Below are 25,114 nucleotides of genomic sequence, written 5' to 3'. Positions count from 1 at the left end.
TTTAGGGCCGCAGCTCAGGGGGCACTCGACCAATGACGAACTTCACACTGTCCGATCTCGACGCCATTATTGCCACGCGTGCTGTCAGCGATGATGAAAAGTCCTACACGCGCAAGCTGATCGGCAAGGGTGTTGCCAAATGCGCCCAAAAGCTGGGTGAGGAAGCTGTGGAAGCTGCCATTGCCGCCGTGCAGGACGATAAAGAAGAGCTGACAGGTGAAGCGGCGGATGTTCTCTATCACTTGTTGGTCGTGCTGAAAGCAACGAATGTTCCGCTTGCCAATGTCATGGCGGAGTTGGAGCGGCGAACAGCGCAAACCGGATTGGAAGAAAAGGCGCAAAGGCCAACCGATTAGGGAGCGGCCTGTGCGTGCCACGGGGTAAAGCCGTCATGGATCAAGCAGTTGCCATGAAGCAGGATATGGACCTGTCGCCGTACCGCGTCTTTGACGACAAGCAGTGGTCTCGTCTGCGTGCTGACACGCCGATGACCTTGTCGGCATCCGAGGTGACGCAGCTTCAGGGTCTCAACGATCCCATGTCCATGGATCAGGTCGAGAAAATCTACCTGCCCTTGTCCCGACTTTTGGCCTTTTATGCGGAGTCCACCTTTGGGCTCCATCGGGCAACACAAAAATTCCTGAACGCCAAGGGTGGCAAGATCCCGTTCATCATTGGTGTTGCTGGGTCTGTGTCGGTCGGCAAATCAACAACCTCTCGTGTCTTGCGAGAGCTTCTGGCCCGTTGGCCTGCCAGCCCCAAGGTTGATTTGATCACCACGGATGGCTTTCTGCATCCAAATTTAGTTTTGGAACAAGAAGGCTTGATGGGCAAAAAGGGCTTTCCGGAGAGTTTTGATCGCCCACGCCTTTTGAAGTTCTTGTCCGACATCAAAGCTGGCAAGCGCTATGTGAAGGCGCCGGTCTATTCGCATTTTTATTATGATGTGATGCCGGGGCATACGGTCACCGTCGACAAGCCGGATATTTTGATTGTTGAAGGGCTGAATGTCCTGCAGACCCGCGAGCTGCCGAAAGATGGCCGTGCCGTGCCTTTTGTCTCCGATTTCTTTGACTTTTCAGTCTATATTGATGCGGATGAACAGCTTTTGGAAGACTGGTATGTCGAGCGCTTCATGCGCCTGCGCGAAACGGCATTCCGCGATCCCAGTTCCTATTTTCACCGGTACTCCCGGATTGATGATGCCGAAGCGCTGGAAACAGCGCTCCGGATTTGGCGTGAAATCAACCTGTTGAACCTTCGGGAAAACATTCTCCCGACCCGGCCACGGGCTGATCTGATCCTGACAAAGGATCGGAGCCACCGGATTGCAAAGGTGGCTCTCCGGAAAGTTTAGGCTGCCGAGCTTGAGCGGATCTCACCGCTGAAGTGATGCACCTGAGCCTTCAGGGTGTTGGCGATATCATCCAGCTGGCGGGCTGAGTCGCTCAAGTCGAGCGCGGTTTTTTGCGTGTCTTCCGTCACGCTCGAGACCGACTGGATGCTTTCCGTAACTTGGCTGGTGCCTTGTGAGGCTAGCGTTGCATTTTCTGCAATTTCCTGTGTCGCCAGTTTCTGTTCTTCGACAGAATCCGCGATGGACCGAGCGATTTCGTTCATCTTCTCGACAATGCTTTCGACTGATGAAATGGCTTGTACAGTGTCGCGGGTTTCACTCTGGATCGCATTGATCTGGCTGGAGATTTCTTCCGTCGCCTTGGAGGTCTGTGTCGCCAGCTCCTTTACTTCCGCAGCCACAACGGCGAACCCTTTGCCAGCCTCTCCTGCACGGGCTGCCTCTATGGTTGCGTTGAGTGCCAACAGGTTGGTCTGCTCGGCGATCGTTTGAATGAGAATGACAACCTCTCCAATGCGCTCTGCCGCCTGAGACAGGCTTGCCATCCGTTCACTTGTTGAACGTGCGTCTTGAGTTGCCTGTTCTGCAATCTCGCTGGAGGATTGAACCTGACGACCGATTTCCAGAACCGAAGAGGAAAGCTCTTCTGCGGCAGCAGCAACAGCCTCAGCGTTACCGGACGCCTTAAGGGAGGCCGCAGATACTTTGTTGCTCTCCGCGTTTGTGTTTTGCGCACCATTGACCATGTCGGTGGAGGCTTCGCGCAAGGTGGAAACAGAGGTTTCGAACTCGGAGACCAGATTAACGATTTGCAGGTCAAAATCCGCGCCAAGCTGGCGAATGTAGTTGGCTTTTTCGATGTCCCGGTTTCGAAGGGATTCCTGCTCTTGTTCCAGTTCCTTGCGCTTCAGTTCATTTGCATGGAAGACCTTCATGGACGCTGCCATTTGGCCGATTTCGTCGGTCCTGGTGTCGTCTTCAAGCACAATCTCGACGTTGCCATTGGCGAGTGCATTGATGTTCCGAACAAAGGTCTTCAAAGGCTTCACGGTGCTGCGCACAGCCCATAGGGCAATTGAAAGTGCGATAACTGTGCCGGTCACCATGAGTATGAGAAGCACAAGTGCCTCGTTCCAGTAGGCGGCATGAATGTCATCAACATAAACACCGGTGCCAAGCACCCAGCCCCATGGCTTGAAGTTCGTGCCCCAACCGTTTTTCTCAACAGGTTGGCTGTCTCCAGCTCGCGGCCATTTGTAGACGATGGCCGTTTCACTTTGCGTTTGGGCCTTTTCGATGAGGGATTTGATGAACGTAATACCGTCAGGGTCCTTGGCGCCCATCAGGTTTTTGCCGATGACATCATCTTTGGCATGTGCAAGCACAGTCCCATCATAGGCAAGAACATATACATAGTTCGAGCCCTCATAGCGCATGGCCTTGATCGTGGCCAAAGCGGCATTTTGCGCCTCCGATTTCGTCATGTCTCCAGACGCTTCCAGACGCTGATAGTGTGCCGCAATCGACTTTGCGCTATCCGAAACGTGTTTGATCTGGTTCAGCCGTTCCTGATGCATAGATCCGTGAAGCGTGTTCAAGCTGAAGACGGACAGCGATACGGTGAAAAACAGAATGGTGATGACTGGAAGGCAGATCTTCCACGACAATGGCCAGTTTTTATAGGTCATGTTTAGTCCCCGGTGAAACCCTGATGGGGAACTAAACTTTGTGCGGTTACGTGAGTATTAAACTTAGAGCTTAATAAATACAGTAAAAATAAAAAATTTCGCTTCTAGCAAAAAGTTGCCTTGATAAAAAACATAGTAACAAGTGAAAAGTCACAAGGGTGAATAATTCACGTTAGTTAGAGTTACATGGCGTTTTTTGACGCTGTAACATTTGGGCGGCGAATTTGGTAGCAAATCCTTTGTGTGACCTTATCAGCGACGGGAGCAAAACACTTCACGCAATCCAGGACGGCTCCAAGTCAGATTATTCACCTGCCCCTTTAATGTGTGGCCTTCGCCAGAATAGTGAAATCCGGAAGCAGCATTCAGATTTTGCAAGGTGATGGCGCGGTAGCCGATTTCAGCCACCGTTGCTGTCGTTCCATCTGCCTCATAAACGACATTGAGATCAACTCCGGCCGTGCAGAGGTAGTTGGCGACAGTCCGGCGGCCGGTGGCGGTGGATTGGCTCACAGAGCCTCCAACATCGGCAGGTGGGACCGGATTTCCAAAGCCGGATGGCGCAGGCGTATCCCATTGCGATGGCGCAGATTGGGCAGCATCTTGAATGACCACTTCCCGATACGGTGTCCGGCTCACATAGATCCCGCGGCACTGTCCTTGTGTTCCACGTACGATCCAGGCATGAGACACATAGGTTTGCTGTTCGAGAATTTGGCCCGGCTCAAGCCGGGCATAAGGCCGTTCGCCGCCATAATAGTCGACCCAGTTCACATCAACGGCAGAGTTTGAGCTGTTTCGGAAGATGATTTGACCCGGACGCGTCCCTTCGGCTGAGAACACATTTCCGGCTTGCGAGCAGGCGAGATCACCGGCATCAGCGGTGGCTCCTGGAAGGGTGTTCTCTTCCCCGACAATTGTTTGCGCTTCAGAACATGCGGCGACGAAGAGCCGAACCGGTGTCGCGCTGCCCTTTAGTGAAATGACATAGGCCGGTAGCCCCTCCACTTCGACGCGGACCGTCGAGTCCTTGATCAAGCCCTGCCAAAGTGGATCGGTCATGGTGAGGACGATTTCCGGAAATGAGAGGCCATAAGGGTTGTTGGCCGTCGATCCAATCGCCGAATGGCTCCATGTCGAGGTTTCAGTCGAAATGCGGACCGGGTGGGAAAGCCCTGACCGAATGTCGTTCGATGTCCGGCGCAGGGTAATGGTGGCGACCCCGGACTGCGTGTCGCATTGGGCTGCAAAATCTATGTCGTTTGTGCCGGCGCCTGAATGAAAAAGTTTGGACGGAGATCCTGGCCCTGTACCGGTTGTGGCATCCCAAGTCCGCGCGTCAGATGGGGTTGAGGGCAAGAAACCGGATGTGACGGCGACGCCGGTCTGGGCAGGATCCAATGAAGACAACCCGGTTTGATCAGTGGACCGGGAGCGTCTATAGGTGTTTCAGCCCGTTCCAGTGGCTTGAGCGTGCTGTTTTCCTGATCCGGTGTGACAGGAGTGAGTGCGGATGTTTCGCTTTGCTGGCTAGAGGGAGTGCTGCTTGTCTCGGCCTGCGTTGTGGGCGTATCCGGTGTTTGGCTTCCAGAAACTACGCCGCCGGTGCCGCGGATAACGCGCGCTTGCCCGGGTTTTCCGTCCAGTTCCACGTCAACTGTCAGCGTATCTCCACTGCATAGATGAGCGTTTCGGTGCAGGACGCGGCTGTTTTCAAGCGTCACTTCCAGTTTCACATCGCAAGGAGGCAGTTTGTCACTGCTGCCGAGCGTGTCGATGATGACGCCGTCCTTGTCCCGATTGATAATCGGGCGATATTTCTTGTCGATCAAAACCGATCGTATACCGGGAGAAGGCGGATCGACATTGATCCGAACTGTTTCTGGTGCAGTTTGAGCATTGGCGATGGGAGCGCTCAGGCATCCGGCAGTGGCCAATAATGCAATCGGAACAAATCGTCTCGCAGAACGTACGATCTCGTTTCCAGCCTTCATCCAAACGTCGCCCATTTATGCAAACCTGATTCCCTAGCCCGTACCTACGCAAAATGGCGAAGAAAGGGCAAGGGCCAAGCGTGCTAACGCGGGGCTCTTTTGGCAAGAATGCGTTGAAGGGTCCGCCGATGCATGTTCAAACGGCGGGCTGTTTCAGAAACATTGCGATCACACAGTTCGAAAACCCGTTGAATGTGCTCCCAGCGAACTCTGTCGGCTGACATGGGGTTTTCCGGGGGGGGAGCCTTGTCTTCCGGCTTTCGGGCCAGCGCAGCGATGATGTCATCCGGGTCAGCTGGCTTGGCGAGATAGTCAACAGCACCGAGCTTAACAGCTGTGACGGCAGTGGCGATGTTTCCGTATCCCGTCAGGATAACAGCCCGACACTCGGGGCGGCGCTGGCGGATTGCTTCAATCACATCCAGACCATTGCCATCTTCCAGCCGCATGTCGACCACAGCAAAGGCAGGAGAGGCGGCGTTGACGACCGAAACAGCTTCGCGAACACCATCAGCGGTGCTCACTTCAAATCCGCGTTTTTCCATCGCCCGAGCCAGGCGCTGTTGAAAAGGCTTGTCGTCATCGACGATCAAAAGGCTCTTCTCGTCCATCTCGCTCAGGGCCGGATTTGCGTCAGTCATGCCGGTCGTTCCGATTTTCATGTTTGATAGGTAGACGTCCCGCCAAAACCGGCGAAACTTTGCCTGTGCATGTTTCTACGTACTTATAGGGCCGCAGGATCAGTTTCGTCCACACCAATGGTCATTTCAAAGGCGGAGCGCGGCCAAGTGACACGCACATGCGCTCCACGCTCAGGCGCTGGCCTGTTTTGCAGGCCAACTTTCGCACCTGTTCGCTCCAGCAAGGTTTTGGCAATGAAAAATCCGAGCCCCAGCCCGCCAGAGGCCTTTATCTTGGACAATTTTCCGCCGCGGTTGGAGACATACGGGTCTCCGATTTTGCCAATGACCTCCTGGGCAAAACCGGGCCCGTCATCGATAATGGAGATTGCAACGTTCCTTTCATCCCAAACCGCAGTGACCTTGACCGTGTGGCGAGCGAAATCGACTGCATTTTCCAGTATGTTGCCCAGTCCATATTGAATGGCCGCATTGCGGGTTCCGATAGGCTCATGGCCCTGTCCTGAGGATTGGATGACTATGCCGGACGATAACATCCTATGGGGAGCCACAACTTCCTCCACCAATTGGGAAACAGGCATGCGCTGGTAGGTCTGGTCTTCGTCGCTTGAAAGCGAGGTCAGCTGCTTGAGGATCTTTCGGCAACGTTCGGCTTGTGAGTGGATAAGCTCGATATCCTCTCCCCGGTGGTCGCCGCTTTCAAACTCATCCCGCAGTTCCTTGGAGGCCAGATAGATGGTCGCCAAAGGCGTTCCAAGCTCATGAGCTGCGGCGGTCGCGAGGCCATCGAGAGCGTTCAGGTGTTGTTCGCGTGCCAGTACCAGTTCTGTTGCGGCCAGCGCGTCCGCAAGTTGCCGTGCTTCCTCCGCTACACGAAAGGCATAGGACGCCATAAAGGCCAGAGAGGAAACAAGTGCAATCCAGATCCCGATGGAATAGACCGGGTGCAGCTGGAATTCTGACCCGCTCGGCCAAGGCAGTGGTAAGTGATAAACAGCCAAAAAGCTGGCAAAAGCCGTCGCCAAGGAGCCGAGCATGATTGTCTTTTGCGCAGAAAGGGCGGTGGCTGACACCATAACCGGGGCCAGCAACAAGAAGGCAAACGGATTGCCCAGCCCGCCGGTCAGGAACAACAGGCCGCTCATTTGCACAATGTCGTAAGCCAGCTGGGCGGTTGCTGCCCTCTCAGACAGGCGCAAAGACGACGGCCATCGTAATTTCAGGATCACATTGATCCATGCTGAAAGCGCAATCAGCGAAAAGGCAAACGCAATCGGCAAAGGGTACCCGAGGCCGACATTGACCACCAGAAGGGCCGCCGTTTGTCCCGCAACGGCAAGCCAACGCAAGCGAACCAATGTGTCGAGTTTTAGCCGCCTGTTCTCCAGGAAGCTGTTGGAAGCTGTTCTTTGTAACATATCGGTAGTTTTGGCGTTCTATGGAACGGCTGGCAAGGCTGTTTGTCTTGTGTCGGGAGCCGCTAAATGCTAGCCACCTCGTCACAAGGGGTTGGCAGTGTCTGCGGGCTGCTGGCCGAGGACCCGAACGTGATATTGGCCGGGTCGCTCAATATTGGACCGCGAAATGAAATGGGACACCATGACTGACACGAACGAGACGGGCGCAGCAGCGCAGGAAGGCGAAGGCGCAGCACCGGGCATGCACATCCTTGGCCAGTACATCAAGGATCTGTCTTTCGAAAATCCGAATGCACCGCGCTCCCTGCAGCAAGGCGAGCAACCGAAGCTTGACATCAATGTCAATGTTGGTGCGCAGCAGATTGGTGAAGGTCAGTTTGAAGTAACGCTGACCTTGACTGCCAAGGCCGAGCGTCCGGACATGGTCATGTTCAACGTTGAGCTGGTTTACGCAGGTCTCTTCCGCATCACTGGTGTGCCGACCGAACATATGCATCCGTTTGTGATGATCGAGTGCCCACGCATGATTTTCCCGTTTGCACGGAATATTCTGGCCGAAGCAACACGCAATGGTGGCTTCCCGCCGCTTCTGCTGGACCCGATCGATTTTGCGCAACTCTACCGCCAGAACATGGCGCAACAAGCTGCAGCTGGCGAAGGCGAGCAAAAGCCGAACTAAGCTGTTTGGTTATCGACAAAAAGGGCTGCAACCCAGCGGGTTTGCAGCCCTTTTCTTTTTGATCACGGCACTGTTAACAGAAGTGTTTGGCAAAGAGCGCTGTGGTCCTTGTTTTGCCTGATCGCCGATTGCAAATGTCCTGACGTTAGTTTTTGGAGGACATAAGCATGAAAAAGCTTTTCCTGTTGGCAGCGCTCATTGCAGCAATGGCAGTTCAGCCCGCTTTAGGGCACTGGGTCCGCCCCGGTTCCACGGAAAGCAATCGTTCCAGCGCCAGTGAATCTGTTCGCGGATCTTTCAAGGGTGCCAATCGATACAGGACGTCTGGAAGTGTTTCGATCAAGGATAACGGGAACACGATCACCGTGACGCTTGGTCGAAATTTCTCGTTCAGTGGCGGGCCGGATCCGTTTATTGCACTGGCAAACGGGACGAGAAAACCAATTGTGGTGGGTGGCAAGCTGAAGAGAAACAAGGGTGGGCAAACCTACCGGATCAAGAAGCCGAGAGGCTTCAAAGGCGCATCCCATGTTCTGATTTGGTGCAAGCGTCATTCTGTGACTATGGGTCATGCCAGAATTCGCTAGATATTCAATGCTTATGCGGCGCGCCAATGTGCGCGTCGTATTCAGTGGTTCAGAAGGTCGATCTACGAACTCTCCAGTTCCAGCATTTCAGGCCAGGACTTCGGCGCATCGCCACTCAGCGGGTTCTTTTTCGAATGCTTGTAGCGGATGGTTTCCATTCGAAAGCTTTTGGCGTCAAACATGATGAAGCGGCCAACCAGATTTTCGCCAAATCCGACGATTTCCTTGATGATTTCCATGGCCTGCATGGTGCCCAAAATTCCCGTCAGCGCACCCAGAACGCCTGCTTCTGCACAAGTTGGCAGGTGACCATCCTTGGGTTTGTTCGGAAAAAGGCACCGGTAGGTGGGATTAGGAGTGCCGTCCGTCGTTGCCTCAAACGGGCGCAAGGTTGTGATTGATCCGTCAAACTGGCCGACAGCCGCCGTTACCAGTGGCTTTTTGGCAAAATAGCAAGCATCAGAAACAAGGTAACGGGTGTCGAAATTGTCAGACCCGTCGGCAACGATGTCATAGTCTGAGATTAGCGACATCGCATTGTGGCCTGCAATGCGCGTGAGGTGTGGTTCCACCTTCACATTCGGATTAAGACGGGCAATAGCCTCCGCGGCGCTCGCCACCTTGGGTTCGCTCAACTGGTCCGTGTCATGAATGACCTGTCGCTGAAGGTTCGAGAGTGACACCGTGTCGTCATCCACAATGCCAAGAGTTCCAACCCCTGCTGCTGCCAGATATTGCAAGACTGGCGCGCCCAACCCTCCGGCGCCAATAACTAGAACACGGGCCTGTTTGAGTTTTTGCTGCCCTGCCCCACCAATATCTTGCATGATGATGTGGCGTGCATAACGTTCCAGTTCAGCTGGTGAGAGCATGAAAACTCCATGTGTTGTCTGAGCTTTGGGAGCGAAAATAAACCGCAGTCATATCACCGCAATATGCGACTGACCATGCGCGCCGTGTAGTCCACCATCGGGATCACGCGGGCATAGTTTAACCGGGTTGGGCCGATAACACCCAGAACACCGACAATCCGCTGATTTTGATCCCGGTAAGGTGACACCACCAAAGACGAACCCGACAGCGAAAACAGGTTGTTTTCCGAGCCAATGAAAATCCGCACCCCTTCTCCACTTTCAGCCAGACCAAGCAGTTGGATAAAGTCGCGCTTGCTTTCCAGATCATCAAACAACAGCCGAATGCGCTCCAGATCTTCGGCGGCTTCCACATCCGTTAAAAGGTTAGAGCGTCCCCGGACAATCAATGTCCCCGCATCATCTCCGTTGTCTCCGCTCCAAACGGCAAGTCCCGCATCGACAACCTTGCGGCTGAGTTGATCAAGCTCGGCCTCACCCGCAGCCTTTACCTTTTCCAGTTCAAGCTTCACATCATTGATTGACCGTCCCTGCAAATGGGCGTTCAGATAATTGCTCGCTTCCACAAGAGCAGATGCGGGAAGGCCGGGCGGAAGATCAATGATCCGGTTTTCAACGGTTCCATCTTCGCCAACGAGCACCGCCAGCGCTTTGAGCGGTTCAATTCGAACGAACTCTATGTGTTTCAGGCGCATATCGGTTTTGTGGGTTAGAACAACGCCGGCCCCGGCAGATAAGCCTGAGAGCATTTGGCTTGCTTCTGTCAGAACCTGTTCAACCGTACTTGCCTCCTGGGAAGCGCGGACCTGTGCTTCAATTTGTGTGCGCTCATCCGGGGACAAATCGCCCACTTCAAGAAGGGAATCGACAAAGAACCTGAGCCCAATTTCTGTTGGCAGGCGCCCTGCGCTTGTGTGGGGCGAGTGCAAAAGGCCCATATGCTCCAGATCGGACATGACATTGCGAACCGAAGCCGGTGACAGGGTAACGCCGAGGTTTCGAGACACATTTCTGGATCCGACCGGCTCTCCGGTTTCCATGTAAGATTCTACAATTGACCGGAAAATCTCCCGGGAACGTTTGTCGAGGTCTACGAGACTCACCTTTGGACACTCCGCGTGATAGCTGACCTTATAAGATATAGGGACAATTTCTCCGTAGCATGCAAGCGGCGCTTTACGTTGCAGGGGTCACAAGGCTACAACGCGTCCACAGGGCAGCGAATTTGCGTTGCCGTTTTGACCAGTCCAAATCAGGAAACAGATCATGCGTCCTTCTAAACGCGCCAACGATGAACTCCGTGCCGTAACTCTTGAGCGAGGAGTTTCGAAGCATGCAGAAGGCTCCTGCCTGGTCAAGTTTGGGGATACACATGTCCTTTGTACCGCCAGTTTGGAAGAGCGCGTGCCGCCGTGGTTGCGTGGTCAGCAGCGTGGCTGGGTGACCGCTGAATACGGCATGCTGCCACGGGCAACCGGTGACCGTATGCGCCGGGAAGCAAGCGCTGGCAAGCAATCAGGCCGCACACAGGAAATTCAGCGTCTGATCGGTCGCTCCCTGCGGGCTGTTGTAGATCTTGAAGCCTTGGGTGAGTGCCAAATAAGCGTGGATTGTGATGTCATTCAAGCTGATGGCGGAACACGCACAGCGGCAATCACCGGCTCTTGGGTCGCCCTACGCGACTGCATCGAGTGGATGAAAGCGCGGGATATGGTCAAAAAGGATGTCCTCAAAGACCACATCGCAGCAATTTCCTGCGGCATTCATGACGGCACGCCGGTGCTCGATCTGGACTATGCAGAAGACAGCACCGCTGAAACCGATGCCAACTTTGTGATGACGGGTTCTGGCGGGATTGTCGAAATTCAGGGCACAGCTGAAGGTGCGCCATTCTCTGAAGAAGAATTCGGCCAATTGATGGGTCTGGCCAAGGCAGGCATCGGTCGTCTGGTTGACCTTCAAAAAATGTCAATCCTGTAAGGCGCGTTCAAAAGGCATTCCCGCATGAGCCATCGCAAACTTGAACCGGGGCGCCTTGTTGTGGCCAGTCACAACAAGGGCAAAATCCGCGAAATCAACGAACTGCTTGCACCTTTCGGGTTTGATGTGGTCTCGGCGGGAGATCTAGACCTGCCGGAACCGGAAGAAACCGGAACGACGTTTGAAGCAAATGCCGAACTGAAGGCACGCGCTGCTGCTGAGGTCGCAAATCTGCCCGCGCTTGCCGATGACAGCGGGTTCTGCGTTGCTGCACTCGATGGGGCGCCGGGCATCTACTCAGCGCGCTGGGCCGGTCCGGATAAGGACTTTTCCATGGCAATGCGCAATGTGGAAGAAAAGCTGCAGGAAAAGGGTGCAACCTCACCAGAACAACGCCGGTCATCATTTGTGGCTGTTCTGGCGCTTGTCTGGCCGGATGGGCATATGGAACAGTTCCGCGGTGAAGTAGAGGGCGAAATCGTGTGGCCCCCGCGCGGCGACAAGGGGTTTGGCTACGATCCGGTTTTCCGACCCGATGGCCATGAGCGCACATTTGGCGAGATGACGAGTGAAGAAAAACATGGCTGGTCCAGAACCGAGCCGGCACTTTCTCACCGCGCCCGCGCATTCCAGATGTTCGCCAAGGCGTGTCTGGAGGGGTAATGAACACAAAGGGCACTGCGCCGGATGGCGGGTTCGGGATCTATATTCATTGGCCGTTTTGTGCAGCCAAGTGCCCTTATTGTGACTTCAACTCCCATGTGCGGCACCAGGCCGTCGATCAGGACCGTTTTGCAGCAGCGTTTGAGCGCGAGCTGACGCATTTTGCAGACCTCACCAAAGGCAAGACGGTCCAGTCGATTTTCTTTGGGGGTGGCACACCATCCCTGATGAAACCACAAACCGTTGAGCGCATCTTGAGCAAAGTCTCCGGGCTTTGGTCGATTGATGATGAGGTTGAGATCTCCCTTGAGGCTAATCCGTCGAGTGTGGAATCTGAGAGATTTCGTGGCTATCGCGCTGCTGGCGTCAACCGGGTCTCTTTGGGCGTGCAATCGCTCCATGACCGTGATTTGAAGCTGCTGGGCCGCCTTCATGACGTCAAAACAGCGTTAAAGGCAATTGAAACAGCCCGAAGCACGTTCCCGCGCCTCTCGTTTGATCTGATTTATGCCCGTCCGGACCAGTCGTTAGAGGATTGGCGGGCCGAACTGCAACAGGCCCTTGATCTGGCCGCCGATCATTTGTCGCTCTACCAGCTGACAATTGAGCCAGGCACTCCATTCTACACGCTCTACCATGCCGGAAAGCTTGTCGTGCCGGAACCAGATGTCGGGGCAGAGTTTTATGCTCTGACGCAGGACATCACCACCGCGCATGGGCTTCCAGCTTATGAGGTATCAAATCATGCCCGGCCTGGTGCTGAATGTCGGCACAATCAGGTCTACTGGCGATATGGGGACTATGTTGGGGTAGGCCCTGGCGCCCATGGTCGCATCACGGTTGGGGCCAGCAAACTGGCAACCGCCATCGAACGCCATCCGGAAACATGGCTGGAAAATGTTGAGACGCATGGTCATGGCAAGGTTGAAGACCAGGGTCTGTCGGAGGAGGAACAAGGCGATGAGTTCCTGCTGATGGGCTTGCGTCTGACTGAGGGTATTGATCTGCAGCGTTATGAAAAAATCGCCTGCAGAGCAATAGATCCGCGTCGGCTCTCGGCATTGATCGAGCACGGTATGGTAGAAAAAATCGACGAAACTCGCGTTCGTGCAACCAGAGATGGGTTTATGGTTCTGGATGCAGTTGTTGCTGACCTCGCTGCCTGACAAAGTTGCACTCATGAGAGAAAATTCTTTACCTTGTTGTTATATATAGAGAAATAACAATAGGTAGAGTGCATAAGTTTCCCGAATATCTGCATGATCTTAGCTAAGTTTGCTTGGGAACAGCATATTGTTTCGTCTTAGCCAATAAGCGGTATTGCAGCGCACTCAAACATTTGCCTATGCTGGTGCAATGCAAAACGTTTCCTGATCGGTCGCGGATACATCACGGCGAGTGATCAGAAAGCGTTCGGGACAGGTGCTAAGGAGCAAGACGCGTGCCGTATTATCACCTTTACGAATTAAATCATGCCGCCATGGGCCCGGTGCGGGCTGCTGCGGATATGACACGGCTTTACTTTCAAAATCCGCTCAACCCACTGAGCCACACCGGCTATGGTCGCTCCATTGCAGCAAGCTGTGAGGTGCTGGAGAGGGTTACTCGGCGATACGGCAAACCTGAGTTCGGTCTCAATGAGACTGTGGTTGGCGGACAGACAGTTCCTGTCAGCGAGAACGTCGTCTGGAAACGCCCGTTCTGCGATCTGATTCATTTTGAACGTGGGTCGGTCGGGGACCGGAATGATCCGAAAATTCTGGTCGTTGCCCCAATGTCGGGCCACTATGCAACTCTGTTGCGGGGAACCGTGGAAACGCTCCTGCCCCATGCCGAGGTTTACATCACCGATTGGGTGGATGCGCGCATGGTGCCGTTGCAGGACGGCAAATTCGATCTGGATGACTATATCGATTACGTCATCGGGATGCTGCAATTCCTCGGCCCGAACTCGCACGTCATTGGCGTGTGTCAGCCCTCCGTTCCGGTGCTTGCAGCTGTTGCGGCCATGGAAGGACGCAACGATCCTTACATTCCAGCCACAATGACGCTGATGGGCGGACCGATTGACACGCGTGTAGCGCCAACGGCTGTGAACAATCTCGCTGTATCCAAGGGTATGGACTGGTTCGAGAGCAACGTCATCATGAAGGTGCCGTTCCCGCATCCGGGGTTCATGCGAGATGTGTATCCCGGCTTCCTGCAGCTGTCCGGGTTCATGGGCATGAACCTTGACCGGCACGTATCGGCACACCGTGAGTTCTTCCAGCACCTCATTGAAGGTGATGGCGACAGTGCAGAAAAGCATCGCGATTTCTATGATGAATATCTGGCTGTCATGGATCTGACGGCTGAATTTTACCTGCAAACGGTGCGAACGGTGTTCATTGAGCATTCCTTGCCAAAGGGAACGATGAAACATCACGACCAACTGGTCGATTGCTCCAAGATCACCCGAACAGCGCTTTTGACGGTGGAAGGTGAGAAGGACGACATCACCGGTGGTGGTCAAACAGAGGCCGCGCACAAGCTCTGTAGCAATTTGTCGGACGACAAAAAGGCGCATTACACGCAACCAGGTGTTGGTCACTACGGCGTGTTTAACGGTTCACGTTGGCGCTCGGAGATCGCACCTCGAGTTCTTGATTTCATCAAGACGCATCGTGAGATTGCCAAAAAGCCGAAAACTGCGAAACCCGCTGTTGCAGCAAAAGCCGCTCCTGCAAAAAGCAGCCCGCCCAAATCTGAGCCAGCGAAAACAGCCTCCGGTGCCAAGCCAGCGCCCGCAAAAAAAGCGGCCACAGTGAAGGCCAAAGCGCCGTTAGCCAAAAAAACGGCTGATCCGATTGAGAAAATTATGCTCGATAAACCGCAGGGTGCGGTAGATGATTTGAAGGCAATTTCGGGCGTTGGTCCGAAGCTGGAAAAATCCCTCAATGAAGCAGGCATATTTCATTATTGGCAGATCGCGGGTCTGACGGACAAGCAGATTGAAGCCCTTGATACCAAGCTGGATTTCCGGGGCCGCATGATGCGGGACAATTGGCTGGATCAAGCGAAAAAGCTCTCCGGCGAAACGGCTTGAACAGCCAAAATTTGCTGCTGATAAAACAAACCTCCGCCGGTCTGGCGGGGTTTTTTATTGCGCGCAGAACAGCCAGAGCGTTCAAAATATTTCCGACTTAAACTTGAACACGAAGCCGTGAACCCCCACGTGATAGCTGTAGATGTCAACTTACGGATAGGACTATGACAACGTCAGCAAGTTGCATGATCAAGCCTGCATGGACCCCGATGACCATTGGTCTGATGGTCCTTGGTTTCGTGGTGTTCTGGCCGCTCGGCCTTGCCATGTTGGCTTATATTTTGTGGGGCGATCGTTTTCAGGACATGGCACGTGATGCCAAGTCTCAGTGGCGGAGCAGCCCATTCAAGGGAGCAGTAGATCAGATGGCAAGTGGTGCCTATGCGCGGACTGGAAACGCCGCTTTTGACGAGTACCGTGATAAGGAAATCAAACGCCTTGAAGAAGAGCGTGCCCGTCTGGAAGCCATGCGCAATGAATTCGACGACTTCCTGAAAGACTTGCGCCGTGCGCGCGATCAAGAGGAATTTGATCGGTTCATGAACAACCGTGGACGCGGCCCGGCTCCAGAAGACTCGTGATCTGATTGAAAAATCAGTGAACTTGGACCGAAAGCGGCGCTTTAGCGCCGCTTTCGTCCGTTTTGGGGCTGAAATTTTAAAACTCACTTGTATCTTGAAAACATAGACGGGGATTCGAAAGTCAGACATCCATGCGAATGAGGGCCAAACGCACACCATTGCCGGAGCGGCTGACGCTGTCATCTGACGACGGAGATGTGCATATCCGATTGCGCAAAGATGCAAGAGCGCGGCGGTATCTTCTGCGTATCCCGACAGACCAGTCCGGCCCCATCATGACGGTTCCCAAGTCTGGTGACTTGAAACGTGCCGAACAATTTGCCCGTCAACATCTGGAGTGGTTGGTCAGCCGATTAAACCAGAAACCGGACTCCGTTCCTTTTGAAGACGGCAGCATTATTCCATTGCGCGGCGAAGGTCATCAGATCATTGCTTTGGGTGGTTTAAGAGGATTGATTTCGGTGAGGTCCTCTGAAAACGGACCAATGCCCGAGCTTCATGTTCCGGGTGCGCCGGAGCATATTTCGCGGAAACTGACCAACTATCTCAAAGAAGAAGCGCGCAAGGATCTGACTCTCGCTTGCACGCAGCATTCTGAGACCCTGGGGCGAAAATTCTCTGCGATCAGCATTCGCGATACAAAAAGCCGCTGGGGTTCCTGTGCTTCAAATGGACGGCTATCCTTCTCGTGGCGGCTTGTTCTGGCGCCGCCTGAAATTTTGGATTATGTGGCCGCTCATGAGGTCGCGCATCTGGCGGAAATGAACCACTCGGCCCGGTTCTGGCGGATTTGCGAAGAGCTTGCCCCGCACACACGCCATGCTCGTGAGTGGCTGAAAACCAACGGTGCACATCTGCACGCTTACGGCTGATCACCGACGTTGCAACCAAGATGGACGTTTTTCTAACCGCCGAACAGGCTTTTAAAGAGGTTCATTGGTCCGCCTGAGCCGTCACCAGCTTGCGGGGGCACCCAGTCGCCGCGCGCGCCAACTGACGCTGTTGGGCGCGGTGCACGCGGTTTGGGCGTTGCCACCACCATGCCGGTGCTTCCAACGCCCGGAAGATCTGCAACGGGCAAGCCTTCATGTGCCCTGTCCATGGTCTCTCTCCAGATTTCAGCTGGAAGGCTTCCGCCTGTTGCCTTCTTCGTTGGAGAGTTATCGTCGTTTCCAAGCCACACGGCCGTTGTCAGATTGCCAGTGTAGCCAATGAACCAGGCATCGCGGAAGTTTTGGCTAGTGCCGGTCTTGCCACCGGCTGCCCGCCCGCTGGCAAGCTTTGCCTTTTGGGCTGTGCCTGTCGTAAGCGTCTGGCTCATCATGACGTTCATTTGCCCGACATGTTCACGGGAAATGACGCGTCCGCGCCCGTCTCCGGTTCGCGCATAGAGGACTTTGCCGTCGATTGTCCGAATCTGGCGAATGACATGCGGGATGACGCCATAGCCGCCGTTTGAAAACGGAACATAGGCGCTGGCGATTTCCAGCGGTGTAACTTCTGAGGTGCCGAGGGACAGTGACAGGTTTCGGGTCATCTCGGAGTTGACCCCAAGTCGCTTGGCGGTCTCAATGACGCTGTCTGTTCCAACCTCATAGGCAAGTCGTGCTGCCACTGTATTCAGGGAAAGAGCCAGAGCGCGCGTCAGGCTGACATCGCCATAATACTCTTTCGTGTAGTTCTTTGGCGACCAATTGCCGAACTTGACCGGACGGTCTTGGCGAACAGTTTGGGGCGTCATCCCATGCTCAAGGGCCGTCAGATACACAAACGGTTTGAAGGCCGAGCCGGGTTGACGTTTTGCCTGAATGGCACGGTTGAATTGGCTTCGGCCATAATCAACGCCGCCAACAAGAGCTTTGACAGCGCCCGCCGTGTCCAGAGTAACAATCGCGCCTTGCGAGACCCCAAGCTTCTCTCGGTTCGTCGCAATTCCGTTGCGAAGCGCTGTTTCGGCTGCTTTTTGAAGGTTCAGGTCGATCGTGGTGTCCACGATGATGTCCGTGTCGATGGCGCCAATATATTTCGGCAGCACATCCATCACCCAGTCAGCGGCATAATTCTTGGCCGCTGTTGTGTGGCGGGTCACTACAGTTGCAGGCGAGGCAATGGCGGTCTGCGCCTCGGAGGGAGTGACATAGCCCTCCTGACTCATGGCTGCGAGAACCAGTTGCGCCCGCTCCTCGGCAAGATCCGGGTTACGTGCAGGCGAAAAACGTGAAGGGGCTTTCAGCAGCCCGGCCAGAATGGCAGCTTCTGAAACCGTGACAAGACGAGCCGATTTGCCGAAATAGCGCCGTGACGCTGCATCGACCCCATAGGCACCCGCGCCGAGATAAACCCGGTTCAGATACATCTCCATAATCTCGTCTTTGGAAAATTCTGCTTCTAGCCAAAACGCCAAAACCAGCTCCTGAATTTTCCGTTTGAGGGTGCGGTCAGGCTCCAAAAACAGGTTCTTGGCGAGCTGTTGGGTTAGGGTCGACCCCCCTTGCACCAATCTGCCGGAGGTCAGGTTCGTATAGAGCGCGCGCGCAAGGCCAACCGGGTCTAGCCCAAAGTGAGAGCGGAAGCGGCGATCCTCAATGGCAATCACGGCATTGGGTAGATAAGGGGGAAGTTGTTCAAGGCGAACGGCTTCGCCGCCTGTATCGCCGCGGTTTCCAATCAACTCACCGCTGGCTGAAACGATCTTGATATTGGGGGGGCGATCTGGAACGGCCCACTCGGATTTCGGCGGCAAATAGGCTGCATAATAGCCAACAAGGCCAACCACGAAGATGCCGGCCCAAATTCCAAGAACAGCGCCCCAATAAACACTCTTGCGAATAAGCTTGCCGAAAAAGCCAGAAGACCGCTGAGAGGTTTTCTTTTTCTGGCGGCGATTGGCACCCGATCTGCCCTTGGCTCCGCCTCGCCCTTTGGCCGAGGTCGCCGTCCTTTTTGATTTCGCGGATTTTGGCGATTTGTTCGCAGACTTCTTTGGCGTTTTAGGATCGCTTGTGGCGCGGTCGCGTGCGGTCGGGCGCAGGTTTAATGCGCCTTTTCCCGAGCCGTCAAAGGACGGTTCGATCTTTTGACCCCGTTTCCTCTTGCTAGCCATCGATGTTCCGATTTACCCAATACCAAGAAATCAGCAAAATTGCCGGTGTCCCCGAATGTGACAATAGAATACGGCGATTTAACGGGGCGTTAAGGGTGATGTCTTGACGCCTGTTAGGCAACTTCAAGATGGGAGAAAAAATGGCCAAAGGATATTGGATCGGACGGGTCGATGTGTCGGATGCCGAAGGCTACAAGGCCTACGTGTCGGCCAATGCTGAAGCTTTCGCCAAATATGGTGCACGTTTTGTGGTGCGCGGCGGAGATTTCACGTCAATGGAAGGGTCGCCGCGGCAACGCAATGTTGTGATTGAGTTCGAAAGCTATGAGAAGGCATTGGCGTGTTACAAATCACCGGAATACGCCAAGGCGCTTGCCTTGCGCCAACCCGTGTCCGTGGCCGACCTGATCATTGTGGAAGGCTATGACGGCCCGCAACCTACAGATCAGGCCTAAACATCTGGTATGAGCCGGTTTTCGCGAAAGGCCGCCGCTTGCCGTCAACTCGTGTACCGGCTGGCGTCAGCACCATAGTAATTTACATAGCGTGAATTGAGCTCTGAGACCGGCAGGATAATCAGAACATCGGTGGTACCAAACTGATGGTCGATCACAGCTCCGTCACCGATGAAGGCGCCTAGACGAAGATAGCCCTTTACCAGCGGCGGAAGGGCCCTCAGCGCTTCTTTCGGGTTCAGCTGATCAGCTGGTAGCAGGTTCATGTCTACATATTTTTCCGGCAAGGCAGAAACCTGCCACATGTCAGGTGCGCTGGCATTGTGATGCAGGAAGGAAAGTTGTGTCGCCAGAGTTTGCGGATCTGTGCCTTCAATGGAAGCACAGCCCAGCATCACGTCGATATTGTGGGTTAGGACATACGACCAGATACCATGCCAGAGCAATTCTACGGTTTTCTTGTTCCGGTAGGGCTTCAGCACACAAGAGCGTCCTAGTTCCAGAATGCGCTTGCCCGGGTTGGCGTCGATCAGGGGTTGAATGTCAAATTCACTGGCAGTGTAAAACCCCCCATGGCGGTCGGCGACGTCCTGTCTGAGCAAGCGATAGGTTCCAACGATCTCAGGCTTGAGGCGGCCCAGTTTGTTCCGCTTCATGGATGAGTGATCCACAACCAGCATATGGTCGCAAAACGCGTCATATGGATCGGTGTCCCGCTGTGTTGCCAATGTTTGTGCATCGGCAATCGCGGACATTTCCTCATAAAACACCTGATAGCGAAGGCGTTGGGCTTTCCGGATTTCCTTGGTGTTTTTGGCGAGGCGTACTTCCAGCGAACCAATACGTCCAAAGCTCAAGCCAGGTTTTGAAACGGATTGTGTTTGATCCTCAAGGGCATGTGATGCCGCAGTCTTGAAACGTGCTGTGGGGGAGAGTTTTTGAACCAATTTTCTAGGTGAAAACATACCCGACCGCATCATGACAACCGGTTCCTTTTCTCAGTCGCTTCACATTCAAAAGCATCGGGGCTCTTGATAGCCCGGAAAGATCTGATTTGCCACAACACATAGCCACGACAGCTTTCAGATTAAAGATCTGTAAACCATAAAATTCCGACAGAACAATGACAGTCATCAAAGCCTCAGTGCGTATTCGCGCGACCTTGGAAATGAACGAATTGGCCGTGGATTTAGGATCCTGACCCTAAGCAGACCGAGCTGCTGCAACCTTGGAAAGCGTGGTCTGTATGGCGTGTTCCGTGAGCGGCTTAGTAATGTAACCAAGCGCACCAACCTCTAGGGCCTTTTCCCGCGCATCTTCCATCACATCAGCAGAGACAATCACGAAGGGAACCGGGGCTTTGCCGTTTTCCTGCTCCTGACGGCGGATTTGGCGAACAGCCTCAAGGCCATCAAGGCCGGGCATGTGAAGGTCCGTCAGGATCAAATCAAAGTCTTCCTTTGCAGCAGCGACTACTGCGGCTTCACCATCAGCGACCATGACCGCTTCATGGCCAAGTTTGCGCAGGAGCGCCTCACACAGGAGCCGATTGATGTCATTGTCTTCGGCAACGAGCATTTTTAGGGGGCGTTGAGGCAAACGGTCTGACGCGTCAGACTTGTTCTTGCTGTGATACTGCGCATCTGTATCCCAAAGGCGATCAGCCTCCGGATCGTCCAGAAGACCAACGACGACATGGCTGAGCGTATCCGTTCTGACAGGGCGGATCAGATAGGCACCATACCCCGCTTCACGCAGCCGATTGAGACGTTCACGCTCAGGCGGGGAGATCATGACCACAGCTGGTGCTGTGCACCCGGCCAGCCGTGCTGTTGCAATCCACGCCCCGCTGTCATCAACGCTGGCGTTGCTCACCAAAACCAGATCCGTCCGCGCCAACAATTCCTCAAGGTCGCCCGCCCCAGGTGCCCGAATGTCCACATCCGCACCTTCTTGTGTCAAACGGTCCTCAAGCAGTTGGTATTCGACACCTTTTGAGCCGATCAGGAGAATGTGTTTTCCGCAATAGGGCAACAGCGTTTCAAGTGGGCCTTCCGCTAGCATTTCCGGGATAGGCAACACCACTTCAAAAAGCGCTCCGCCTCCTGCAACCGCTGCAGCGCGAATCTGGCCGCCCATCAGCTGCGTCAGGCGTTGGGCAATTGCCAGACCAAGTCCGGTTCCACCAAACTTGCGGGCCGGACCATGATCCACCTGTTCAAACTCTTCAAACAGGCGCTCGGCTTCCGCATCATTGAAGCCAATGCCGGTATCACGGACCTGAATGACCAGAAGACTGCCGTCCGATCCGTTTTCGACACCGTCAACTTCAATCGAAACACCGCCTGTGTCGGTGAATTTGACCCCGTTTCCTGCCAGATTAAATAGGATCTGTCGAACGCGCGTTGCATCCAGAGTAACGGTTTCCGGCAGACGAGGGTCGATCCGTGTGCCGATTTCAAGGGATTTGGCGTGAGCTTTTGGCGCAAGGAGTTCAACGACGCTATCGGCGAGCGAGGACAAACGCGTCGGCGCTGTTTGGATATCCAGCTTGCCAGCTTCCACCTTGGAGAAGTCAAGAACTTCATCAATCAGGAACAACAATGTTTCGCCGGACGTTTCAAGGGCTTCGATATAGGCGATCTGTTCCTTGGTCAGGCGTGTATCACGCAGTAAGGCAGCCATGCCCAGAATGCCATTCAGGGGTGTGCGGATTTCGTGGCTGACCGTTGCAAGGAAACGTGATTTGGCTTCGTTTGAACTTTCTGCCGAATGGCGGGCCGCCAGCAGTTCCTCTTCAATGATTCGCCTGTCGGTCACATCCCGAAGGACCGTTTGAACCAGCGGTTCCTGTGAAATGGCATCGCGAACCGGGCTATCAAAGCGCGAGAACCAGCGTTCTCCTTCGACGGTGGTCAGGTGAAGGTCGCCGAAACCCATAGCCGCAGAAGGTTGTTGGTCCTCATTAAAGGAGAAGTCGTCAAAAACCGCCAATCCGCTCAAAGAAAAGGCTTCACCTATTTTGGGTGAGTCTTTTTCTCCGAAGATCTCGCGGGCGGCTGCGTTTGCATAGACAACCTTTCCCAACGTGTCGCGGCGGATGATAACATCGCCGAGTGTCGAAAGAATGCTGGCTTGCCGTTCATCGGATTCGCGGCGTTCCCACAAACGGTCTTCCAATTCCTCGCAGCGGTCCAAAAGCCGTTTTATTTTTTCCTGATCCGCCTCGCGGTCCCGTGATTTGCGCAAAAGGTCATCATCCATCAAGCGCCAAACAGCGAGACCGCCGGCAAAAAAGGCAGCGGTGACGGCCATAAGCCGCAAGGGAGAGGGTGCGCTCAGGAGGAGAAAAGCGGCAATTGTACCTCCAATCATGCCGACAATGGCCAAAACGTTGATCAGTTTTGGTGAGACAGTTTCGCGCTCGGCAAATGCATCTGGTGCTTCTGATGAGCCGATCGGGTCAATCTGGATCGGGAATTCAGATGGACCAGGTGACGATTGTGACGGGCTCGACAATTCGGCGTCCGAAGGACGCGCAGAGCTGTGATCCGCATCCATTTGCGGTGGCGACTTTTTGGACTGAAGACTCAATTCCGTTACTCACAACAGTCGATACTGCTGTGATTGTGCGCTTAAATCTTTGAAAAACCGTTGCACTTTGAAAAAGAGCCACGGTCAGAAACCCACAAGGTGTGCTTTCCGCTTGTGGTTCGCCAAGTTTATTTGGTCATGCCGCCTGTCGGAAAAGGGTTTCGCCGCGCAAACTGAGCGCCTCAGCGATATGGATCCGGCCGACAGTTTCAACGTCATCCAGATCGGCAAGGGTGCGCGCCAGTTTTAAAACCCGGTGATATCCGCGGGCACTCAAGGCCAAAGTATCTGCTGCATCGGAAAGAAAGGCGCGGGCTGGTTGATCGAGAGGGACGAGGTCTTCCAGATGCCCAGCCGGTGTATGGGCATTCGTTCGCCCCGAAAGCCCTCGTTCCCGAAACCGGTCTTCCTGTATGCGTCTTGCCCTTGCAACCCGCGCTGCGACACTTTTCGATGTTTCTTGTGAACCCGGATTGATCAAATCCCGCGCGGTAACCGCTGGCACTTCAATGCGAAGATCAATCCGATCGAGCAATGGGCCGGACAGGCGCGCTTGATAGTCGGACTGACACTTATGGCCGCGGCGACACTGATGGCCGGGCTCGCCTGCATGGCCACAGCGGCAGGGGTTCATGGCGGCGATCAATTGGATGCGGGCCGGATAGCTGACCCGGTGATTGGCCCGCGCAATAACAGCTTCTCCTGTTTCCAGTGGCTGTCGCAAACTGTCCAGAACTTGCGGATTAAACTCGGGCAACTCGTCCAGGAAAAGAACGCCGTTATGGGCAAGGGAAACCTCACCGGGTTTGGCTTTTATTCCGCCGCCGACAAGAGCTGCCATGGACGCAGAATGATGCGGTGCGCGAAAGGGGCGACGATCCGTCAAACGCCCGTCTGCAAGCTCTCCCGCCAGTGAGGTAATCATGGAAACCTCAAGCAATTCTCTCGGCTCCAACGGTTGAAGTATGGAGGGAAGGCGGCTGGCCAACATCGATTTTCCGGCTCCCGATGGTCCCACCATCAGAAGATTGTGGCCGCCAGCTGCAGCGATCTCCAACGCCCGTTTGGCACTTTCCTGTCCCTTAACATCGCCGAGATCCGGCAAATCGGTCGCCGGGCCGCGCAATTTGGCGCTTGGGCGGGACAAGACCTGTGTTCCCTGAAAATGATTGGCGAGTTGAATGAGCGATTGTGGTGCCAGAATATCCATATCCGGGTCGGCCCATGCTGCCTCGCTGCCACACGCCTTCGGACAAATAAGACTCTTGCCAAGGCCGTTGGCGCCCATTGCGGCGGGAAGAACGCCTGTCACTGGAGCAAGATCGCCATCGAGGCCCAGTTCGCCCAAGACAACATATTGACTCAGCTGATCGGCAGGAATCGCGCCAATGGCAGCCATGACGCCGAGAGCGATGGGAAGGTCATAATGCGAACCTTCCTTCGGCAAGTCTGCCGGGGCTAAGTTCACGGTCACCCTTTTGGCAGGCAGAGCCAGCCCGGACGCATGGAGTGCGCCGCGTACCCGTTCCCGGCTTTCTCCGACAGCTTTGTCCGGCAAACCGACAATCGTAAAGGCAACCATCCCCGGCCCGACCTGAACCTGTACATCAACAGGCACAGCTTCAATGCCTTGAAAGGCGACAGTCGTTACCCGGCTTACCATCCCTGCAGCTCCCGTAAAAGTTGCAAAAACGTTAACATGCCACCGCCTTATGTCAAGAACAAATATGGAACAAATTCACTTTTTGATTCCGGAAAATTGCGTGCATGTAAGTAGAGTTACACGGTTTGATTTATTGTCAAATCTACTCGTTTTGGAGCAAGTCCATTGAGCTTAACTCAACGTTAATGCTTGGCAGGCAGCAGCAGCTGCACTTTTTAAGGGGGGCGTTTTGCTCAAGTTAGTTTTGTCAATTGGTACCGCAATGGCACTGGTCGGGTGCGCAACCGTAACTCGGGGCACTCAAGACGATGTGAAGATCTATTATTCGCCTGAAGATGCTCAGGTGATTACATCAAACGGTCGAACCTGCACTCAATCACCGTGCATTCTGAAAATGCCGCGTAAAGAGTCTTTTGACGTCATTGCTAGCAAGACTGGTTACGTGAAGAAGGTCGTCGCGGTCACAAGCAGCGTTTCTGGCAAGGGAGCGGCGGGCATGGCTGGAAACGTATTGGTAGGTGGTGTGATCGGTATAGGTGTCGATGCAATTTCGGGCGCATCACGAGATCATTATCCTAACCCGGTCTTGATCGAGCTTGTACCGACCAACCCGAAAGATCCGAAGACGCCGAAGGGTGATTTGTCCTCAGTTCGGGCGGAAATTGAGGCTAAAAAGAAAGAGCAATCTGATGCGGTGGCACGACAGCAGGGTAGCTAGTCGCGCTTTTCCGAAACAAGCGAATGATCAGAGCGC

At 54.4% G+C, this 25,114-nt stretch carries 23 protein-coding genes; 12 read left to right on the top strand and 11 right to left on the bottom strand.

All coding sequences use genetic code 11. The features are described 5' to 3' along the window. The first annotated feature begins 32 nt into the window (after positions 1 to 32). Positions 33 to 356, top strand: coding sequence for a phosphoribosyl-ATP diphosphatase (locus TRICHSKD4_RS08930; protein ID WP_009467184.1), 324 nt, complete (start codon positions 33 to 35; stop codon positions 354 to 356). Positions 357 to 391: 35 nt separating this feature from the next. Then, a complete protein-coding gene (coaA, locus tag TRICHSKD4_RS08925; protein WP_040616598.1) occupies positions 392 to 1,357 on the top strand; it encodes a type I pantothenate kinase in 966 nt (321 codons plus the stop codon). Here coaA and TRICHSKD4_RS08920 read toward each other — a convergent pair. The 5 genes from TRICHSKD4_RS08920 to TRICHSKD4_RS08900 all read right to left on the bottom strand — a co-directional run bounded on the left by TRICHSKD4_RS08920 (position 1,354) and on the right by TRICHSKD4_RS08900 (position 7,098). Continuing rightward, positions 1,354 to 3,045, bottom strand: a complete 1,692-nt coding sequence (locus TRICHSKD4_RS08920; RefSeq protein WP_009467182.1) for a methyl-accepting chemotaxis protein — start codon at positions 3,043 to 3,045, stop codon at positions 1,354 to 1,356. The two genes, coaA and TRICHSKD4_RS08920, sit on opposite strands and share 4 nt — an antisense overlap. A 252-nt stretch (positions 3,046 to 3,297) precedes the next feature. Continuing rightward, positions 3,298 to 4,107, bottom strand: coding sequence for a hypothetical protein (locus tag TRICHSKD4_RS30025; protein ID WP_009467181.1), 810 nt, complete (start codon positions 4,105 to 4,107; stop codon positions 3,298 to 3,300). Between the two features lie 191 nt (positions 4,108 to 4,298). Continuing rightward, complete coding sequence (locus tag TRICHSKD4_RS30020) at positions 4,299 to 5,054, bottom strand: hypothetical protein (RefSeq protein ID WP_009467179.1); 756 nt, start codon at positions 5,052 to 5,054, stop codon at positions 4,299 to 4,301. Positions 5,055 to 5,122: 68 nt separating this feature from the next. Further along, on the bottom strand, positions 5,123 to 5,680 hold the full coding sequence (locus tag TRICHSKD4_RS08905) for an ActR/PrrA/RegA family redox response regulator transcription factor (protein ID WP_040616665.1): 558 nt from the start codon (positions 5,678 to 5,680) through the stop codon (positions 5,123 to 5,125). An 83-nt stretch (positions 5,681 to 5,763) separates the two neighbouring features. Then, on the bottom strand, positions 5,764 to 7,098 hold the full coding sequence (locus tag TRICHSKD4_RS08900) for an ActS/PrrB/RegB family redox-sensitive histidine kinase (RefSeq protein ID WP_009467177.1): 1,335 nt from the start codon (positions 7,096 to 7,098) through the stop codon (positions 5,764 to 5,766). A gap of 181 nt (positions 7,099 to 7,279) precedes the next feature. Here TRICHSKD4_RS08900 and secB point away from each other — a divergent pair, with 181 nt between their 5' ends. Both secB and TRICHSKD4_RS08890 read left to right on the top strand, forming a co-directional pair. Further along, positions 7,280 to 7,777, top strand: a complete 498-nt coding sequence (gene secB / locus TRICHSKD4_RS08895) for a protein-export chaperone SecB (RefSeq protein ID WP_009467175.1) — start codon at positions 7,280 to 7,282, stop codon at positions 7,775 to 7,777. Positions 7,778 to 7,944: 167 nt separating this feature from the next. Next, positions 7,945 to 8,364: a DM13 domain-containing protein gene (locus tag TRICHSKD4_RS08890; protein ID WP_009467174.1), complete on the top strand. Its 420-nt coding sequence runs from the start codon at positions 7,945 to 7,947 to the stop codon at positions 8,362 to 8,364. Between the two features lie 62 nt (positions 8,365 to 8,426). Here TRICHSKD4_RS08890 and TRICHSKD4_RS08885 read toward each other — a convergent pair whose 3' ends face one another. After that, positions 8,427 to 9,236, bottom strand: coding sequence for a molybdopterin-synthase adenylyltransferase MoeB (locus tag TRICHSKD4_RS08885; protein ID WP_009467173.1), 810 nt, complete (start codon positions 9,234 to 9,236; stop codon positions 8,427 to 8,429). A 53-nt stretch (positions 9,237 to 9,289) separates the two neighbouring features. After that, a complete protein-coding gene (gene hrcA / locus TRICHSKD4_RS08880; protein ID WP_009467172.1) occupies positions 9,290 to 10,339 on the bottom strand; it encodes a heat-inducible transcriptional repressor HrcA in 1,050 nt (349 codons plus the stop codon). 163 nt (positions 10,340 to 10,502) lie between these two features. Between hrcA and rph the strand changes: the two genes are divergently transcribed. The 6 genes from rph (at position 10,503) to TRICHSKD4_RS08850 (ending at position 16,417) form a co-directional block, all read left to right on the top strand. Then, complete coding sequence (gene rph, locus TRICHSKD4_RS08875) at positions 10,503 to 11,216, top strand: ribonuclease PH (RefSeq protein WP_009467171.1); 714 nt, start codon at positions 10,503 to 10,505, stop codon at positions 11,214 to 11,216. A 24-nt stretch (positions 11,217 to 11,240) separates the two neighbouring features. Further along, a complete protein-coding gene (gene rdgB / locus TRICHSKD4_RS08870) occupies positions 11,241 to 11,879 on the top strand; it encodes an RdgB/HAM1 family non-canonical purine NTP pyrophosphatase (protein ID WP_009467170.1) in 639 nt (212 codons plus the stop codon). After that, positions 11,879 to 13,045: a radical SAM family heme chaperone HemW gene (gene hemW, locus TRICHSKD4_RS08865; protein WP_009467169.1), complete on the top strand. Its 1,167-nt coding sequence runs from the start codon at positions 11,879 to 11,881 to the stop codon at positions 13,043 to 13,045. Before rdgB ends, hemW begins: the two co-directional genes overlap by 1 nt. A gap of 275 nt (positions 13,046 to 13,320) precedes the next feature. After that, positions 13,321 to 14,964 (top strand): polyhydroxyalkanoate depolymerase, encoded by a 1,644-nt coding sequence (gene phaZ, locus TRICHSKD4_RS08860; protein WP_009467168.1) that lies wholly within the window; start codon positions 13,321 to 13,323, stop codon positions 14,962 to 14,964. A gap of 164 nt (positions 14,965 to 15,128) precedes the next feature. Next, positions 15,129 to 15,545 carry a DUF2852 domain-containing protein gene (locus tag TRICHSKD4_RS08855; protein WP_040616597.1) on the top strand — a complete coding sequence of 139 codons (417 nt, stop codon included), beginning with the start codon at positions 15,129 to 15,131 and terminating at the stop codon, positions 15,543 to 15,545. Positions 15,546 to 15,682: 137 nt separating this feature from the next. Beyond that, positions 15,683 to 16,417, top strand: coding sequence for a M48 family metallopeptidase (locus tag TRICHSKD4_RS08850; protein WP_009467165.1), 735 nt, complete (start codon positions 15,683 to 15,685; stop codon positions 16,415 to 16,417). A 32-nt stretch (positions 16,418 to 16,449) separates the two neighbouring features. Here the strand turns inward: TRICHSKD4_RS08850 and TRICHSKD4_RS08845 are convergent, their stop codons facing one another. Further along, on the bottom strand, positions 16,450 to 18,648 hold the full coding sequence (locus TRICHSKD4_RS08845; RefSeq protein ID WP_009467164.1) for a transglycosylase domain-containing protein: 2,199 nt from the start codon (positions 18,646 to 18,648) through the stop codon (positions 16,450 to 16,452). A 140-nt stretch (positions 18,649 to 18,788) separates the two neighbouring features. Here TRICHSKD4_RS08845 and TRICHSKD4_RS08840 point away from each other — a divergent pair, with 140 nt between their 5' ends. Continuing rightward, entirely contained in the window at positions 18,789 to 19,103 is a 315-nt protein-coding gene (locus TRICHSKD4_RS08840; protein ID WP_009467163.1) for a DUF1330 domain-containing protein, read from the top strand. A 44-nt stretch (positions 19,104 to 19,147) separates the two neighbouring features. On the opposite strand, the gene TRICHSKD4_RS08835 is transcribed toward TRICHSKD4_RS08840, so the two are convergent. The 3 genes from TRICHSKD4_RS08835 to TRICHSKD4_RS08825 form a co-directional block, all read right to left on the bottom strand. Continuing rightward, a complete protein-coding gene (locus TRICHSKD4_RS08835) occupies positions 19,148 to 20,080 on the bottom strand; it encodes a GNAT family N-acetyltransferase (RefSeq protein WP_139052065.1) in 933 nt (310 codons plus the stop codon). A 226-nt stretch (positions 20,081 to 20,306) separates the two neighbouring features. After that, positions 20,307 to 22,697, bottom strand: a complete 2,391-nt coding sequence (locus tag TRICHSKD4_RS08830) for a PAS domain-containing hybrid sensor histidine kinase/response regulator (protein WP_009467160.1) — start codon at positions 22,695 to 22,697, stop codon at positions 20,307 to 20,309. 136 nt (positions 22,698 to 22,833) lie between these two features. Beyond that, complete coding sequence (locus TRICHSKD4_RS08825; RefSeq protein WP_009467158.1) at positions 22,834 to 24,360, bottom strand: YifB family Mg chelatase-like AAA ATPase; 1,527 nt, start codon at positions 24,358 to 24,360, stop codon at positions 22,834 to 22,836. A 310-nt stretch (positions 24,361 to 24,670) separates the two neighbouring features. Here TRICHSKD4_RS08825 and TRICHSKD4_RS08820 point away from each other — a divergent pair, with 310 nt between their 5' ends. Continuing rightward, a complete protein-coding gene (locus TRICHSKD4_RS08820; protein ID WP_208993049.1) occupies positions 24,671 to 25,078 on the top strand; it encodes a translation initiation factor 2 in 408 nt (135 codons plus the stop codon). The last annotated feature ends 36 nt before the right edge of the window (positions 25,079 to 25,114 follow it).

The organism is Roseibium sp. TrichSKD4 (assembly GCF_000148725.1).
In the GTDB taxonomy this organism is placed as follows: Bacteria; Pseudomonadota; Alphaproteobacteria; order Rhizobiales; family Stappiaceae; genus Roseibium.
Note: the sequence above shows the minus strand (reverse complement) of the source record. Positions and strands in the feature narration are given on the sequence as shown.

Excerpts from the sequence above, each read along its gene's own strand:
- TRICHSKD4_RS08885 (WP_009467173.1), bottom strand. The coding sequence starts at position 9,236 with ATGCTCTCACCAGCTGAACTGGAACGTTATGCACGCCACATCATCATG.
- TRICHSKD4_RS08930 (WP_009467184.1), top strand. The coding sequence starts at position 33 with ATGACGAACTTCACACTGTCCGATCTCGACGCCATTATTGCCACGCGT.
- TRICHSKD4_RS08920 (WP_009467182.1), bottom strand. The coding sequence starts at position 3,045 with ATGACCTATAAAAACTGGCCATTGTCGTGGAAGATCTGCCTTCCAGTC.
- coaA (WP_040616598.1), top strand. The coding sequence starts at position 392 with ATGGATCAAGCAGTTGCCATGAAGCAGGATATGGACCTGTCGCCGTAC.
- TRICHSKD4_RS08890 (WP_009467174.1), top strand. The coding sequence starts at position 7,945 with ATGAAAAAGCTTTTCCTGTTGGCAGCGCTCATTGCAGCAATGGCAGTT.
- TRICHSKD4_RS08845 (WP_009467164.1), bottom strand. The coding sequence starts at position 18,648 with ATGGCTAGCAAGAGGAAACGGGGTCAAAAGATCGAACCGTCCTTTGAC.
- TRICHSKD4_RS08835 (WP_139052065.1), bottom strand. The coding sequence starts at position 20,080 with ATGCGGTCGGGTATGTTTTCACCTAGAAAATTGGTTCAAAAACTCTCC.
- rdgB (WP_009467170.1), top strand. The coding sequence starts at position 11,241 with ATGAGCCATCGCAAACTTGAACCGGGGCGCCTTGTTGTGGCCAGTCAC.
- TRICHSKD4_RS08855 (WP_040616597.1), top strand. The coding sequence starts at position 15,129 with ATGACAACGTCAGCAAGTTGCATGATCAAGCCTGCATGGACCCCGATG.
- TRICHSKD4_RS08825 (WP_009467158.1), bottom strand. The coding sequence starts at position 24,360 with ATGGTAAGCCGGGTAACGACTGTCGCCTTTCAAGGCATTGAAGCTGTG.
- rph (WP_009467171.1), top strand. The coding sequence starts at position 10,503 with ATGCGTCCTTCTAAACGCGCCAACGATGAACTCCGTGCCGTAACTCTT.
- TRICHSKD4_RS08905 (WP_040616665.1), bottom strand. The coding sequence starts at position 5,680 with ATGACTGACGCAAATCCGGCCCTGAGCGAGATGGACGAGAAGAGCCTT.
- hemW (WP_009467169.1), top strand. The coding sequence starts at position 11,879 with ATGAACACAAAGGGCACTGCGCCGGATGGCGGGTTCGGGATCTATATT.
- TRICHSKD4_RS30025 (WP_009467181.1), bottom strand. The coding sequence starts at position 4,107 with ATGACCGATCCACTTTGGCAGGGCTTGATCAAGGACTCGACGGTCCGC.
- TRICHSKD4_RS08850 (WP_009467165.1), top strand. The coding sequence starts at position 15,683 with ATGAGGGCCAAACGCACACCATTGCCGGAGCGGCTGACGCTGTCATCT.
- TRICHSKD4_RS30020 (WP_009467179.1), bottom strand. The coding sequence starts at position 5,054 with ATGGGCGACGTTTGGATGAAGGCTGGAAACGAGATCGTACGTTCTGCG.
- secB (WP_009467175.1), top strand. The coding sequence starts at position 7,280 with ATGACTGACACGAACGAGACGGGCGCAGCAGCGCAGGAAGGCGAAGGC.
- TRICHSKD4_RS08900 (WP_009467177.1), bottom strand. The coding sequence starts at position 7,098 with ATGTTACAAAGAACAGCTTCCAACAGCTTCCTGGAGAACAGGCGGCTA.
- TRICHSKD4_RS08840 (WP_009467163.1), top strand. The coding sequence starts at position 18,789 with ATGGCCAAAGGATATTGGATCGGACGGGTCGATGTGTCGGATGCCGAA.